This window comes from Nocardia sp. NPDC056952, assembly GCF_042674185.1.
GTDB lineage: Bacteria > Actinomycetota > Actinomycetes > Mycobacteriales > Mycobacteriaceae > Nocardia.
Genome location: NZ_JBHURA010000007.1, coordinates 176,571 through 190,167 on the forward strand (window position 1 = coordinate 176,571; position 13,597 = coordinate 190,167).

At 66.0% G+C, this 13,597-nt stretch carries 14 protein-coding genes; 4 read left to right on the top strand and 10 right to left on the bottom strand.

What is annotated here, in order from left to right; all coding sequences use genetic code 11:
• Nucleotides 1-25: 25 nt before the first annotated feature.
• Nucleotides 26-1,015 carry a LysR family transcriptional regulator gene (locus ACFTS5_RS24105; RefSeq protein ID WP_378634849.1) on the bottom strand — a complete coding sequence of 330 codons (990 nt, stop codon included), beginning with the start codon at nucleotides 1,013-1,015 and terminating at the stop codon, nucleotides 26-28.
• A gap of 103 nt (nucleotides 1,016-1,118) precedes the next feature.
• Between ACFTS5_RS24105 and ACFTS5_RS24110 the strand changes: the two genes are divergently transcribed.
• Nucleotides 1,119-2,000 (top strand): NAD(P)H-binding protein, encoded by an 882-nt coding sequence (locus tag ACFTS5_RS24110; protein WP_378634851.1) that lies wholly within the window; start codon nucleotides 1,119-1,121, stop codon nucleotides 1,998-2,000.
• A gap of 44 nt (nucleotides 2,001-2,044) precedes the next feature.
• The gene (locus tag ACFTS5_RS24115; RefSeq protein ID WP_378634854.1) at nucleotides 2,045-2,410 is read left to right on the top strand and encodes a darcynin family protein; all 366 of its coding nucleotides are present in this window, start codon (nucleotides 2,045-2,047) and stop codon (nucleotides 2,408-2,410) included.
• An 81-nt stretch (nucleotides 2,411-2,491) separates the two neighbouring features.
• Here the strand turns inward: ACFTS5_RS24115 and ACFTS5_RS24120 are convergent, their stop codons facing one another.
• Together ACFTS5_RS24120 and ACFTS5_RS24125 are read right to left on the bottom strand one after the other, a co-directional pair.
• Nucleotides 2,492-3,637 (bottom strand): cation:proton antiporter, encoded by a 1,146-nt coding sequence (locus ACFTS5_RS24120; protein WP_378634856.1) that lies wholly within the window; start codon nucleotides 3,635-3,637, stop codon nucleotides 2,492-2,494.
• Entirely contained in the window at nucleotides 3,634-4,011 is a 378-nt protein-coding gene (locus tag ACFTS5_RS24125; RefSeq protein ID WP_378635257.1) for a hypothetical protein, read from the bottom strand. The genes ACFTS5_RS24120 and ACFTS5_RS24125 overlap by 4 nt, the downstream gene beginning before the upstream one ends.
• Before the next feature lie 309 nt (nucleotides 4,012-4,320).
• Between ACFTS5_RS24125 and ACFTS5_RS24130 the strand changes: the two genes are divergently transcribed.
• Nucleotides 4,321-4,770 (top strand): SgcJ/EcaC family oxidoreductase, encoded by a 450-nt coding sequence (locus tag ACFTS5_RS24130; RefSeq protein WP_378634859.1) that lies wholly within the window; start codon nucleotides 4,321-4,323, stop codon nucleotides 4,768-4,770.
• A 23-nt stretch (nucleotides 4,771-4,793) separates the two neighbouring features.
• On the opposite strand, the gene ACFTS5_RS24135 is transcribed toward ACFTS5_RS24130, so the two are convergent.
• The 5 genes from ACFTS5_RS24135 to rpsF all read right to left on the bottom strand — a co-directional run bounded on the left by ACFTS5_RS24135 (nucleotide 4,794) and on the right by rpsF (nucleotide 10,184).
• Complete coding sequence (locus ACFTS5_RS24135; RefSeq protein ID WP_378635259.1) at nucleotides 4,794-7,805, bottom strand: replicative DNA helicase; 3,012 nt, start codon at nucleotides 7,803-7,805, stop codon at nucleotides 4,794-4,796.
• Between the two features lie 667 nt (nucleotides 7,806-8,472).
• Nucleotides 8,473-8,925, bottom strand: a complete 453-nt coding sequence (rplI, locus tag ACFTS5_RS24140; RefSeq protein WP_378634861.1) for a 50S ribosomal protein L9 — start codon at nucleotides 8,923-8,925, stop codon at nucleotides 8,473-8,475.
• 17 nt (nucleotides 8,926-8,942) lie between these two features.
• The gene (gene rpsR, locus ACFTS5_RS24145; RefSeq protein ID WP_056823934.1) at nucleotides 8,943-9,194 is read right to left on the bottom strand and encodes a 30S ribosomal protein S18; all 252 of its coding nucleotides are present in this window, start codon (nucleotides 9,192-9,194) and stop codon (nucleotides 8,943-8,945) included.
• A 32-nt stretch (nucleotides 9,195-9,226) separates the two neighbouring features.
• A complete protein-coding gene (locus tag ACFTS5_RS24150) occupies nucleotides 9,227-9,802 on the bottom strand; it encodes a single-stranded DNA-binding protein (protein ID WP_056823931.1) in 576 nt (191 codons plus the stop codon).
• A 94-nt stretch (nucleotides 9,803-9,896) separates the two neighbouring features.
• Nucleotides 9,897-10,184 (bottom strand): 30S ribosomal protein S6, encoded by a 288-nt coding sequence (gene rpsF, locus ACFTS5_RS24155; RefSeq protein WP_056823926.1) that lies wholly within the window; start codon nucleotides 10,182-10,184, stop codon nucleotides 9,897-9,899.
• A 170-nt stretch (nucleotides 10,185-10,354) separates the two neighbouring features.
• Here rpsF and ACFTS5_RS24160 point away from each other — a divergent pair, with 170 nt between their 5' ends.
• Nucleotides 10,355-11,731: a hypothetical protein gene (locus tag ACFTS5_RS24160; RefSeq protein WP_378634864.1), complete on the top strand. Its 1,377-nt coding sequence runs from the start codon at nucleotides 10,355-10,357 to the stop codon at nucleotides 11,729-11,731.
• Between the two features lie 60 nt (nucleotides 11,732-11,791).
• Here the strand turns inward: ACFTS5_RS24160 and ACFTS5_RS24165 are convergent, their stop codons facing one another.
• Together ACFTS5_RS24165 and ACFTS5_RS24170 are read right to left on the bottom strand one after the other, a co-directional pair.
• A complete protein-coding gene (locus tag ACFTS5_RS24165) occupies nucleotides 11,792-12,901 on the bottom strand; it encodes a DUF475 domain-containing protein (protein WP_378634866.1) in 1,110 nt (369 codons plus the stop codon).
• Between the two features lie 69 nt (nucleotides 12,902-12,970).
• The gene (locus tag ACFTS5_RS24170) at nucleotides 12,971-13,546 is read right to left on the bottom strand and encodes a TerD family protein (RefSeq protein WP_062990541.1); all 576 of its coding nucleotides are present in this window, start codon (nucleotides 13,544-13,546) and stop codon (nucleotides 12,971-12,973) included.
• Nucleotides 13,547-13,597 lie beyond the last annotated feature (51 nt).

Sequence of the window (13,597 nt, forward strand, 5' to 3'; positions counted from 1 at the left end):
AATGTCGCGCCCACCAGCAAGATCGTTACTGACGCAAACGGGAACCCCTGCCCCCATTTCCTGGGTCATGCGCGATCGCTCTCACCGAGAAGGTCCGGCGGACGGCGTCGCGAAGCCAATGGTGGGCGCCGTCGGCGGTGTGACGGGGGTGCCAGGCCATGCCGATCGTGAGGGGCGGAAGGTCCAGGGGGATGTCGAGCAGCTGCAGGCCGAGGGTGGTCGCGTCGTCGGTGAGGGGCGACGGGTCGGCGCCGGGGAGCGCGGCGGGGACCAGGCAGACGATGTCGGAGCGGGCGGCGAGGGTCATGGCGGCCAGGTGGCTGGGCAGGACGACGCTGACCCGCCGTCGGAGGTTCTGCTCGGCCAGCGCCGCGTCGAGCGGGCCGGTGAATCGGCCACGGCGGCTGACCGCGACGTGTTGGGCGGCAGCGAGCCGGGCCGGGGTCAAGGGTTCTTCGGTCAGGGGGTGGCCCGGCCGGACGGCCGCCACCATGCGCAGCGTCACCAATTCCTCGACCTGGGTTTCGGGATCGACGTGATCGATGGACCCGACTTCCAGATCGATCCGGCCGTCGCGCAGCGCGGATCCGGCCTCCCATTCTTCGGCCAGCAGCCGGAACGAGACCCCCGGCGCCTCCCGCGCGGCCAGCGCCAGTAATCGGGGTGCCAACGCCGCGCCGACCAGGTCGGCGGTTTGGAGGGTGAAGGTGCTGTTCAGACCGGCCGGGTCGACCCCCGTGCCGGGACTGAGCAGCGCTCCGAGGCTGCGCACCACCGCGGCGGCTTCCTCGCGCAGAGCCTCGGCGCGCGGGGTGGGCACCATGGTCTGTCCGGCCCGGACCAGCAGGGGATCTTGGAGGATGCGGCGCAGCCGGGCGAGGGTGCGGCTCATCGCCGCGGGCGAGGTGTGCAGGCGGGCGGCGGCGCGGGTGACGCTGTTCTCGGCCAGCAGGGCGTCCAGCGCTAGGGCGAGATTGGCGTCGACGACCGGATCAGGGCTGTTCACCAGCATCATTCCATTTCAGTCAATAATTCAGTGCTGAAATTCCTATTGTGGCAATACGAGGTTCTCCGCAGGATGACGGGTGTACCGATTCACCACAACCTGCGAGGCGAACATGATCGTTATCACCGCTCCCACCGGGAACATCGGCCGTCCCCTGCTCGCCCAGCTCCTGGATTCGGAGGAGGAATTACGGGTGATCGTGCGTGATCCCGCGCGCCTGCCCGACACCCCACGCGGACGCGTCGAGGTGATCACCGGCTCGCACGCGGACGCCCACGTCCTCGATCGAGCCTTCGACGGCGCGGACGCCGTGTTCTGGCTCGTCCCTCCTGATTCCTCCCGACCCCCGCACGACGGCTGGAGCGGTTTCACCGGCCCCGCCGCACGGGCGTTCGCCGCCCACGGTGTCGGCCGGGTAGTCGCGGTGTCGGCACTCGGCCGCGGCACCCCGCTCGCCGACCACGCCGGCTTGGTCACCGCGTCCCTCGCCATGGACGACCTCATCGCCGAGAGCGGCGTCGCCTATCGGGCGTTGGCCAATCCGTCCTTCTTCGAGAACCTCCTGGAGGACGTCGACTCGATCCGCGACAAGGGCGTGTTCGTCGATGTCGTCGACGCCGACCGCAAGGCACCGATGGTCGCGGTCGCCGACATCGCGGCCGTCGCCGCCGACCTGCTGCTCGACCGCTCATGGACCGGTACCGACAACGTCCCAGTCCTCGGCCCGCAGGACCTGTCACCCAACGACCTGGCCCGCATCATGACCGAACAGCTCGGCCGCCCCGTCCGTTACGAACGTCAATCCCTCGACGAACTACACACCACCCTCGTGGGCTACGGCCTCGATCCGGCGTTCGCCCAGGGTGTCGTCGACATGAAGCGAGCCAAGGACCAGGGCCTCGACGCCGGGGTCACCCGTACTCCGGAAACGGCGTCTCCCACCAGCTTCGAGCAGTGGTGCGCCACAACCCTGAAGCCCGCTGTCTTCTCCTGAACCCACATCCGACCCGTACCACCAAGACCTTTGGAGACATCCTCATGCCCGCTGCGCGCACCGAACCACCGGTCACGGCATTCATGCTCGTCAAGACCACACCCGAATGGCTCGCCCTGACCGTCCAGGAACGTGTGGACGCCTTCACCACCCAGGTCCTGCCCGCCATCGAAGCCGAGACCACCGGTGTGCGGTCACGCTTCTACGACACCGAGTTCTACTCCGCCCGTGTCACCGATGTCTGGGTATGGGAAGCGGAAAGTCACCACGCCTACCAACTGCTCATCGACGCCCTGCGCGAAACCCCGTTCTGGGATCGCTATTTCGAGGTCGTCGACCTCCTCGTCGGCACCGAGAACGGTTACGCGCGAACCTACGGTCTCGATACCGTGGCCACTGTCAGCACGTGAAACCGACGGCCCGAATTCGGGTTCGGGTGCGCGATGCCCTCGATGCGGTGTTGCGTCACCCGTCCGGGTGCTCGTCGCGGCTCACGGACCGGTCGGCGTCGCCGGCGCTTTCGCCGCGAGTCGTCCGGCCGCTACCGTCGCCGCCGCGATGGTGCACAGCGCCGCCAGCATGATCGCCGAGCCCTCACCCGGTACGAGCACCCCCAGCTGACTGCCGACGGTCACCGCCGCGACCGGCACCCCGATCTGGGCCGCGGCGAGTGCGCCGTAGGCGACCGGCTGGCCGAGCAGTCGCGCCGCACAGTGCACGCCGAGGGCCCCGAGGCCGAGCACCAAGCCGAGCAGGATGAACCGCGGGTGCTCCCCGAACTCGCGCAGATCGAGCCGGGCGCCGAGCCAGACGAAGAACAGCGGAGCGAGCAGCCCATCGCTGATCGCGAACACCTGCTTGGCCACCCGACGCGGTTCGCCGACCCCGGCCACCGCCAACCCCGCCGCGAACCCGCCGAGCATGATCGACACGTGCATCGCGCTGGCCACCCCGCACAGCGCGAACACCAGCACCAGACTCACCCGTAGTTCCAGCGTGAATTTCCGGTCCTCGGACACCTCGTGCACCTGACGCTGCGCACCCGTCTGCTGGAGATAGCGCAGCACGAAGAACATCACGGTCGCGCAGAGCGCCACGACCACCGCGCCGATCGCGGCTCGAACCGCGTTCGCCGGATCGATCACCAGCGGCAGCGCGACGATGCAGGCGGTATCGGCGATGGCCACCTGCGCGGTGAGCGCGAGCACCGGCGGCCCACTCAACCGCATCGAGTCGATGATCGGCAACGCCATCGCCGCGGACGACGACGCCATCAGCACCGCGTAGACCGCCGCGTGCCCGACATCGAACGTCTGCGCCACCGCCCAGCCCGCCACCGCTGCCACCACACCCACCAGCACGGCCCGCGCCACCCCGATACCGAGCGCGGTACGGACCCGCGGATCACGCACCGGCACATGGGTACCCGCGGCGAACATCACCAGCGCGAAGCCCATGTCGGCGAGGAAGACGAAGATCGGATCGGTGGGGTCGAGGATGCGAAGACCGGTGGTGCCGAAGATGATTCCCGCGAGGAGCTCGCCGAGCAGCACCGGCAGGTACAGCTGTCTCGGCAGGGCGAGCAGCGGCCCGATCAACCCGAGCGCCACCACCAGCGCCAGGGTCGCGAACGTCATGGCATCGCGGCGATCTTGGCGGGGATCTCGACGTTCTCGTCGGCCCAGTACAGCGCGCACACACGGTGATAACCGTCGGCGATCAGCATCGGCACATTCGCGCGGCAGTCACCCCGCACCAGCAGGATCGGCGAGAGCCTCCTACCCTCGTTCACCTTGAGCAGGTCTCTGCGCACATGCGGGTTGTCCGGGGTGAGGGCTTCGAGCTGCGACGCCCGCAGAATATCCTTCGCCTTCTTGACCACCACCGGCGCGGCCCTGAGCTCGGCCACGATCGCATCGACCATCGCCTTGTCGCCCAGCAGATCGAGATAGTCGGCGGCAGCGGGATAGTCGTGATCTTCCGGTGCGGACTTCCACTTCACCTGCAGAATCTGGTCAGCCATCGACCCATCATCCGCCGCACCCGACCGATTCCCCGGGAGGTCGCCGGATGTCGCCGATCGGTTTCGCGATCGGTATCGGCGTCAGCGAACTCGGGCGGGAAGGTCGGCTTCCGCGTTCACCAGAGGTCGACCCAGTGCGGGCGCAGCGCCAGATCGAATCCCGCGCCCCGTCGCCGCGCGGATTCGCACCCGAGCGTATCGGCTCGGGCGCGACCGAAGTGCGGTGTGTCTCAGCCACGGTGAAGCGTCCGTGGCTCCCTTGACCTGAACCACTGTTGAGGGTCGAGAGTCTCTCTCATGAGCACGAACATGATTCAGCCCCCGGCCGTCGCAGACGACACTGTGGACCACACCGCCGACATCGCCGCGATTCGCCGGATCATCACCGACACGCAGACCGCGTACAACACCAACGACGCGGAACTCATGACCGCACAGTTCACCGCGAACGCGGTGGTCGGCAATGCCGTCGGCATGCTGATCAGCGGACACGACGCGCTGCTCGACGCGAACCGGCGCGGGCTGGCCGGATTCCTGAAGGACGAATACGTCCGATACGACGTCGTCGACGTGATCTTTCTGCGCCCGGATGTGGCCATCGCCCACAAGACCGCACGCGCCACCACCGCCGACGGCACCCTGATCGACACCGAACCGGCGATGGTCGCGCTGTACGTACTGGTCAAGCAGGACGGACAGTGGTGGACCGCCGCCCGGCAGAACACTCTGGTCCCGTCAGCGGGGTGATCCCGCTGTGGCGCGGCGGCTGGTCAGCCGCGGGCCATATCGACGAAACGGCTGAGGTGCAGCTGGTGGGCGACGGTGATCGTGGCGGTCGGACCATTACGGTGTTTGCCGACGATGAGGTCGGCCTCGCCGCCACGGGGGTCGTCGCGTTCGATGGCGTCGGGGCGGTGCAACAGGATGACCATGTCGGCGTCCTGCTCAAGGCTGTTATGGGCTGAAATGCCTTGTGCCACAAAGTTATGCGTGCCCGGGACGGTTCCGTCGTAGACGTCTTGTTCGCCGAGGCTGGTGATTTCGACGATCTTGTCCCAGAACACATCGTTCGTGGCGAGCATGTCGATATCCGCGTCATCCAGCACCGCGGCGACACGAGCAAGGCGGGAACGGCTGGGGGAGCGCTTCCACATGGTGCTGCCGCAGAAGCGAGAACCCATGGCGGCGGAGAACTCTCGGTGCGTCATCTGCTTGTCGGCCAGCAGAGTTCTGACGCGGCTCCAGACCTCGGTGGGGATAGTGTCGACGTTCGTGTTGCGGGCCATCGGGGCCAGCTCGACTAGAGCGGTCTCGGCGGACTTGCCGCGGGCGCCGTGGACGCCGACGTCGCGAAGGAATGTCGTCTGGTTCTCGCCGCCGTCGATTGTCAGGTGATAGCAGTCGCGGTAGTCCGTCTTACGGACGGTTTTGATGCGACCGTGTACACCGAGGCGCAACAGCAACTGGTTCACGTCGTCGACAAGGCGTCGGCTGGTCGAGGCATAGGACACGCGAGCCTGTCGAGCTTTCGCGTCCCAGCGCACCGAGCCATCGGTTGCCCACAGGTGACGCAGGAACAGCGCGATCTGATCGTTGGGCAGCGCGAAAACCGTTTCGGGGACGAACTTTTCGTAGCTCCGCAGACCGAAAAGGCCGAGGGTGTCCAACCAGGCAGCGATCGGGTTGCGCTTGCCGTGGGTGAGTCGGTAAGGCGCAGGCAGGCGGAGAGTATTGACGCGGGCAGCCGTGTACTCGTCACGGACCGCACTGACACCGAAGTGCTCGGCGGCGGTGGTGACGGCAGCGAGATTCTCTTCGTCGACGCTGGCATAGCGGATCGGCTGGCGCTTCACACACGAGCCGTCCCCGATCATGTGCGCGAGCATCACGATCTCGGCCTCGGGCAGCCGTGTGGTGTGTACGGGTTCCGGAACGAGTCGCGGCGTGGCGAGGCGGTCGCCGATCGCGAGCTTGTCGAGGGCGATCCAGCCGTCGACCGTCAGGAAGGGGTGGTTGCCAGTGGCTTCGACCTCGCGGCCGGAGGCTAGCTTCAGCCGGAACACTTCCTTGTGTCCGCTCGGGAACACCTTCACCATCGGGCGCGCGACCATCCGCATCCGCTCGTCGAGCGACCACACGAGCGGCTGCTCACCGCTGGCCATCAGTTCACCGAGGGTGACCTCGGCGCCGTTGTCAGCGCGCAGGATTCGCGTCGATGCGGGCATGCAGCCCGATTCGCGAAGGTCGGAGACCATCGGTCGCTTGTCGGTTCGCTGTTCCGGACCACGGTTCAGCTGGGAGATCGCGATCACGGGAACTTCGAGTTCCTTGGCGAGTAGCTTCAGATGTCGCGAGAACTCCGAGACTTCCTGCTGTCGGGATTCGACCTTCTTGCCCGAGCTCATCAGCTGGAGGTAGTCCACCACAACGAGTTTCAGGTCGTGGCGCTGCTTGAGGCGTCGAGCCTTGGCGCGAATCTCCATCATGGTCAGGTTCGGCGAATCATCGACGAACAGCGGCGCCTCACTGATCTCGCTCATCCGGCGAGCCAGTTTGGTCCAGTCGTCGTCGCTCATCCGGCCGGAGCGCATGTCGCCGAGCTTGATCTTCGCCTCGGCCGAGAGCAGACGCATGACGATCTCGGTGCGGCTCATTTCGAGCGAGAAGATGACGCTGGCCATGCCGTGCTTGATCGAGCAGCTGCGCATGAAGTCCATGCCGAGCGTGGAGTTGTGTGTGGGCACCATGGTGCGGCCGGCCAGGTACATGTGATCGGCATTGTCGACCTCGACGCAGCGAACGAGTACGGGGTCGACCTTGCGGACGTCGACGATCTGACGTGCCGCCGAACGAGCGGACCGGGGCACCATGTGGGCGAAATTGTCCCGCGGTGTGCGCAGGCTGTGCGCGATCTCGCCGGTGGTCCGGACAACCGGATGCGGTGCCAGGGTCGGGGCGAGCGTGGTCCACAGGTGCTCTTCGTCAGCGGTGATCACGGTGCCATCAGAGAATTCGACCTCGTAGCAAGGCCGGTCGGCCATCTCCTCGGTGGCTGCGAGCACCCTGGTAGGCCTGCCATCGGCCCCCAGCAGCTCGTCACCGACACGAACCTCACCCATGGTGGTCCAACCGCCAGGCGTCGGCAGCGGAGTGTCCAGCGCCAGCGCCTTACCCACGCCGGGTCGGGCCGCCACGATGATCATCTGCCCGGGATGCAACCCGTTGGTGAGTTCGTCGAGTTCGGTGAAGCCGGTGGGGACGCCGAGGGAGATGCCGCCTCGGGAGGCGATGGAGTCGATTTCGTCCATGGTGGGCTGGAGGAGTTCTTCCAGCGGGGTGAAGTCCTCGGTGGTGCGGCGTTCGGTGACTTCGTAGATTTCGGCTTGGGCGCGGTCGACCACTTCCGCGACGTCCTGGCCGTCGGCGCCGGCGTAGCCGAACTGGACGATGCGGGTGCCCGCCTCCACGAGGCGGCGCAGGATGGCCTTTTCGGCGACGATCTCGGCGTAGAAGCCGGCGTTGGCCGCGGTGGGGACGGTCTGGGTGAGGGTGACCAGGTAGGGCGGGCCACCGATGCGCTTGAGTTCGCCGCGGCGGTCGAGGCCTGCCGAGACGGTGACGGGGTCGGCGGGTTCGCCGCGGCCGTAGAGGTCGAGGATGGTGTCGTAGATCGCCTGGTGCGCGGGGCGGTAGAAGTCGCCGGGGCGCAGCACCTCCACCACATCGGCGATGGCGTCCTTGCTCAGCAGCATGCCGCCGAGGACGGACTGCTCAGCGGCCATATCGTGCGGAGGCTGACGACCGAAGTCCTCGCCGGGGGGTTCAGGCGTGAACTCGGTTTGCGCGCGGTCACCGGTGGTTGTCACCAGGGGAGTCCTCTCTGCCCGCAGAACCGGGGTTTCACATCGATGTTCTCGTTGTACTCCCGGACACCGACACGGATGTCAGCAATCGGTTGCCTGCGTGATTCCCGGGGCCGCGCGCAGGGCGATGCGACGAACCTAGGCGACGTTTTCGGGACTCGCCAACCCGACATGTGCACACAACTGTGGATAACTTGGGGGTAGTTCACCCGTTGTTGTGCACCGCCTGTGGAAAACATGGGGAAAACCCAGGTCAGTACGGTAAAACGCCCTGCTAGACCCCGGTTTGCCCAACTTCGTCCCTGTGGATGAAAGAAGTTCCGGCGTGTCGGTCGAGGTGAACAGCCGGGCGTGTTGGGTTAACAGCGATGGTGCAGGCTATGACCGGAGTCACAAATCTGCCGGTCGGTTTCCGCAGTCATCCACAGGGTGAATAACCGGAGGTCAAGCAATTACCGACCGTGAGCCGCGCAACACCACCCATACCGGCCGCGACATCGGCTACCGATCAGTTATCGCAAAATCACCCTGAAAAAGGCAAGCAGAAACCACCCCTGTGCACGCACAGGGGTGGTTTCCGGCGAACTCAGTTCGCAGCAACCTCGAGGTTGAACTTCGCGGCCACGTCGGGGTGCAGGTGCACCACGATGCCGTGCTTGCCGGTCGCCTTGATGTGCGACTTCGGCAGCTCGATGCTGCGCTTGTCGACCACGGGGCCACCGGCCGCCTTGATGGCCGAAGCCACGTCGGTGGTGGTGACCGAACCGAACAGCTTGCCGCTGTCGGCGGTCTTCACGGTCAGCGAAACCGCGGCGAGGCCCTCGATGGCCTGCTTCAGCTCGTTGGCGTGATCCAGGTCGCGCACCTTGCGGGCGTCCTGGGCGCGACGGATACCGTCGACCTGCTTCTGGGCGCCACGGGTGGCCTGGATGGCCAGACCGCGGGGCAGCAGGAAGTTACGGCCGTAGCCGTCCTTGACCTCGACAAGGTCGCCGGGGGCGCCGAGGTTGTCGACATCAGCGGTGAGGATGAGCTTCATCTGTGTGACTCCCTTTCTCAGCGAGCGGTCGACACGTAAGGAAGCAGAGCCACCTCACGCGAGTTCTTGACGGCGACAGCGATGTCACGCTGGTGCTGCACGCAGTTGCCGGTGACGCGGCGAGCGCGGATCTTGCCGCGATCGCTGACGTACTTACGCAGCAGCGTGGTGTCCTTGTAATCGATATTGACGATTCCGGACTTTGCTTCCTTGCAGAAAGCACAGGCCTTCTTCTTCAGTACCTTTTCGCGCGCGGGCGCTTTAGGCATGGTTTTCTCTCCGTACTATGAGTGCCGTTCGATCAGAACGGCGGTTCGTCATCCATGCGGCCGCCGCCCCCGAAGGAGCCGGCCGCGGGCGCGCTACCCCACGGATCGTCTTCGCCACCGGCATTGCTGCCGCCGGCCGGACGTCCGCCGCCGTTGTTGGCGTTGTAGCCGCCTGCGCTAGATCCACCACCGGCATTGCCGGAACCACCACCACTGAAGCCGCCACCGCCGCCTCCGCCACCGCGACCGGCCTTGGAGACCTTCGCGGTCGCGTAACGCAGCGAGGGACCGACTTCGTCGACCTCGAGCTCGACCACAGTGCGCTTCTCACCCTCGCGGGTTTCGTAGGAGCGCTGCTTGAGCCGACCACTCACGATGACGCGAGCGCCTCGGGTCAGACTTTCGGCGACGTTCTCCGCTGCTTCACGCCAGATGTTGCAGCGCAGGAACAGAGCCTCGCCGTCTTTCCATTCGTTCGAATTGCGATCGAACACACGGGGAGTGGACGCGACGGTGAAATTTGCCACCGCCGCACCTGCGGGCGTGAAACGAAGCTCCGGGTCCGCCGTCAAGTTTCCGATGACGGTAATGACCGTGTCGCCTGCCATGGGGTTCCTCCTGCTCGGGGTGCAGTCCGCATCTCGGGGATTTGCGCTCGAGCCTAAAGCTAGGCTCTGACATCAAATTCGAGAAGGGTGCGGACTACTTGTCGTTGCGCAGAACCTTGGTGCGCAGCACCGTCTCGTTCAGGCCCAGCTGGCGGTCGAGTTCGCTCACGGTGGCCGGGGTCGCGGTCAGGTTGACGATCGCGTAAATGCCTTCGGCCTGCTTGGCGATTTCGTAGGCGAGCCGGCGGCGGCCCCAGATGTCGACCTTGTCGACGTTGCCGCCCTCGGTCTTGACGACCGTGAGCAGGGTATCCAGGGACTGCCCGACGATGCGCTCGTCCAGGCTCGGGTCGAGGATGACCATTACTTCATATTGACGCACGGACCAATCACCTCCTGTGGACTAGGAAACGGCCATGGACTCTCCATGGCAGGAGGGTTCGTTGCGTCAGCAACCCGCCAAGGCTACATGAGCGGGTAGTGACCAGCGAAATCGATGCCTGCCGTGGGTGTACCCGGGTGTTCGGGACACCGCCGCATAATGTGGTCGCCATGACCACAGTCGGCCCGCGGCAGCGCGCAGCACGACGCGGCGCGACGTGGGCCGCTGCCTTGAGCATCCTGGTGATGCTGCTGTGTGGCCTCACTCTCGCGCTGGCCTATGCCAACAAGGCCCGGTGCGCGGGCGGCGCGATCGATGAATCCGGTCGCAGTCTGGTATTCGAGGAGCGCAAGGATTCGGATGTCTGCTATTCCGACATCCAATTCCTGTGGCTCGGCCGCGATATCGACAATCACGTCTTTCCGTACGTGGACGGCGCGATCACCGAAGACGGTGCGCTGACCGGCGGTGCGGTGGAATACCCGGTGCTCAGCGGTGTGCTGATGTGGGCGGGCGCCATCGGGGTGGACAACGACGCCGACTTCCTGTGGCACTCCGCGCTGTTGCTCGCGCCGTTCGCCCTGCTCACAGCGTGGATGCTGGCCAGGCTCGCCGGCCCGGCGGCGCTGCTGTGGGCGATCGGCCCGCCGCTGGTGTTCTACGCCTTCCACAACTGGGAACTGCCGGTGGTGTGCACGGCGGTGGCGGCGGTCTACGTGATGACGATGCTGACCGGCCTGTCTGTGCGCACCCGCGGAATCATCGCCGCGGTGCTGCTCGCGCTGGGTTTCTGTCTCAAGCTCTATCCGGGAATCTTCGTGCTCCCGCTCGCGGTGTTCGTGCTCACCGAGGGCGCACCGCGCGGTCGTCGCCCGATCGGTGAGCTGGACGTGGCGGGTGCCGCGCAGACCCTGCTGGCCGCGATGGGCACGGTGGCGGCCGTGAATCTGCCGTTCGTGCTGGCCGGGGTGGAGGGCTGGCGCGCCTCGATCACGTTCCAGCAGCTGCGGCAGGCCGACATCACCACCAACTCGATCTGGTACTGGGGCCACCAGCTGATCTTCGGCCGCGCGGCGGAAACGACACAGACCTGGCACGACGCGGTGGCGATCGCCTCGCCCGCCTTGATCTTCGGCGGATTCGCGCTGGCCCTGTGGCTGGGTTGGCGGCGCTGGACCCCCACTTCGGTGTATCCGTGGGTCGGCGTAAGCGCGGCGATGCTGGCCGCTTTCATGCTGTTCCACAAGGTGCATTCACCCCAGTACACCCTGTGGATAATCCCGTTCCTGGTGTTGCTCGAGGTGCCGTGGTCGCTGGTCGCGGCCTACCTGGTGGCCGACGCTGCGGTGGGCGTCGGGGTGTTCCGGTACTTCGCCGCGCTGGGCGAGGGCGAGGGCGTCGAGTTGATGGAAGGGATCGTCCAGTTCGGCGTGTGGTTGCGCACCGCCCTGTTGATCACCCTGTTCTTCCTCTTCCTGCGGGCGAGGGTCCGAGGCCCGCGCGTCGAACCGAGCACCGCGCCCGGCCGTCAACTGCAACCCGCGTGAACGACAACGGCGGCGAATCCCCGAGGGGACTCGCCGCCGCTGTTGAACTTCGGCGGTGGATCAGCTGACCGGAGCGGACTCCTTGGCGTCCTCCACAGCGTCCGGCTCCGCCTTGCGGTTGCGCAGGACACTGGAGACGAGCGCCGCGCCGATGAACGCCACGCCGATCAAGCCCGTGATGAGCTCGTTGACGTGCACGCCGATCGAGACGAGCAGGATCGCCGCCAGCGCACCGATGGCCCAGTGGGCGCCGTGCTCGAGGTACACGTAGTCCGATAGCGTGCCCTGGCGAACCAGGTACACCGTGATCGACCGGACGAACATCGCACCGATCAGGCCGAGGCCCAGCGCGATGATGATCGGGTCGGAGGTGATGGCGAACGCGCCGATGACACCGTCGAAGGAGAACGACGCGTCGAGCACTTCCAGGTAGAGGAACAGGAAGAACGCGGCCTTACCGGTCGCCTTGACCAGCGTGGACGGGCCACCCTGGGGTCCCTCTTCGAACTCCTCGGTGTGGAACATCGAACCGAGTCCGTCGACCAGGATGTAGACGATCATGCCGAGCAGGCCGGAGACCAGCACGGTGGAGCGATCGTCGGCGTCGGCCAGGAACTCCGCGACCAGCACCAGACCGGTACCGGCGACGACCACCGACAGCATGTCGAGCTTGCCAGCCTTGGCCAGCGGCTTCTCGAGCCAGCTGAGCCAGGTGATGTCACGCTCTTCGAAGATGAAGTTCAGGAACAGCAGCGCCAGGAACATGCCACCGAACGCCGCGATCTGCGGGTGCGCGTCGGTGAGCAGGGTCTCGTAGCTCGGGCTGCCGTCAGGGAAGTAGGCGGCGTCGTCCACCGGCGGGTTGAGCGCCAGGTCGAAGGCCTCGACCGGGTTCAGTCCCGCGGTGACCCACACGATGGCCAGCGGGAAGATCAGACGCATACCGAACACGGCGATCAGCACGCCGACGGTCAGGAAGATCCGCTGCCAGAATTCGCTCATCCGTTCCAGGACGGTGGCGTTGATGACGGCGTTGTCGAACGACAGCGACACCTCGAGAATGCCGAGGATGGCGCACAGTGCGAGAGCGGTCAAGCCACCGTAGAGGTAGGCCACGACCAGCGAGAACACCGTGATGACGATGGACAGGCCGAAGATGCGCGTTATCACGCGGAGGGACCTTTCTGTTTCGCACGAACAGGGGGCCCGATGTGCCGAGCCCCCTGTTCGCGAGGATGACTAGACGTTGACGCCGTAGTCGCGAGCGATACCGGACAGGCCGGAGGCGTAGCCCTGACCGACAGCGCGGAACTTCCATTCTGCACCGTTGCGGTACAGCTCGCCGAAGACCATGGCGGTCTCGGTCGAGGCGTCTTCGGACAGGTCGTAGCGGGCGAGCTCGGTGCCGTTGGCCTTGTTGACCACGCGGATGTAGGCGTTGCGTACCTGACCGAACGACTGCGAGCGAGTCTCGGCATCGTAGATCGATACCGGGAAGAAGATGCTCTCGATGGTCGGCGGGGTGTTGGCGAGGTCGACGTCGATGACCTCGTCGTCGCCTTCGCCCTCACCCGTGGTGTTGTCGCCCTTGTGCTCGATGGCGCCCTCGGGGGACTTCAGGTTGTTGAAGAAGACGAAGTGCTTGTCGGAGACGACCTTCTTGTCGGCGCCGGTCGCGATGGCGCTCGCGTCGAGGTCGAAGTCGGTGCCGGTGGTAGTGCGCACGTCCCAGCCGAGGCCGACCGAGACGGCGGTCAAGCCCGGAGCCTCTTTGCTCAGCGAAACGTTGCCGCCCTTGGACAGACTGACACCCATGCGGGAATCCCTTCGATTAGTCCGGTGTGTCGTTTCCCAGCATGTCCGAAT

Excerpts from the sequence above, each read along its gene's own strand:
- ACFTS5_RS24105 (WP_378634849.1), bottom strand. The coding sequence starts at position 1,015 with ATGATGCTGGTGAACAGCCCTGATCCGGTCGTCGACGCCAATCTCGCC.
- ACFTS5_RS24110 (WP_378634851.1), top strand. The coding sequence starts at position 1,119 with ATGATCGTTATCACCGCTCCCACCGGGAACATCGGCCGTCCCCTGCTC.
- ACFTS5_RS24115 (WP_378634854.1), top strand. The coding sequence starts at position 2,045 with ATGCCCGCTGCGCGCACCGAACCACCGGTCACGGCATTCATGCTCGTC.
- ACFTS5_RS24120 (WP_378634856.1), bottom strand. The coding sequence starts at position 3,637 with ATGACGTTCGCGACCCTGGCGCTGGTGGTGGCGCTCGGGTTGATCGGG.
- ACFTS5_RS24130 (WP_378634859.1), top strand. The coding sequence starts at position 4,321 with ATGAGCACGAACATGATTCAGCCCCCGGCCGTCGCAGACGACACTGTG.
- ACFTS5_RS24135 (WP_378635259.1), bottom strand. The coding sequence starts at position 7,805 with ATGGCCGCTGAGCAGTCCGTCCTCGGCGGCATGCTGCTGAGCAAGGAC.
- rplI (WP_378634861.1), bottom strand. The coding sequence starts at position 8,925 with ATGAAGCTCATCCTCACCGCTGATGTCGACAACCTCGGCGCCCCCGGC.
- rpsR (WP_056823934.1), bottom strand. The coding sequence starts at position 9,194 with ATGCCTAAAGCGCCCGCGCGCGAAAAGGTACTGAAGAAGAAGGCCTGT.
- ACFTS5_RS24150 (WP_056823931.1), bottom strand. The coding sequence starts at position 9,802 with ATGGCAGGCGACACGGTCATTACCGTCATCGGAAACTTGACGGCGGAC.
- ACFTS5_RS24160 (WP_378634864.1), top strand. The coding sequence starts at position 10,355 with ATGACCACAGTCGGCCCGCGGCAGCGCGCAGCACGACGCGGCGCGACG.
- ACFTS5_RS24170 (WP_062990541.1), bottom strand. The coding sequence starts at position 13,546 with ATGGGTGTCAGTCTGTCCAAGGGCGGCAACGTTTCGCTGAGCAAAGAG.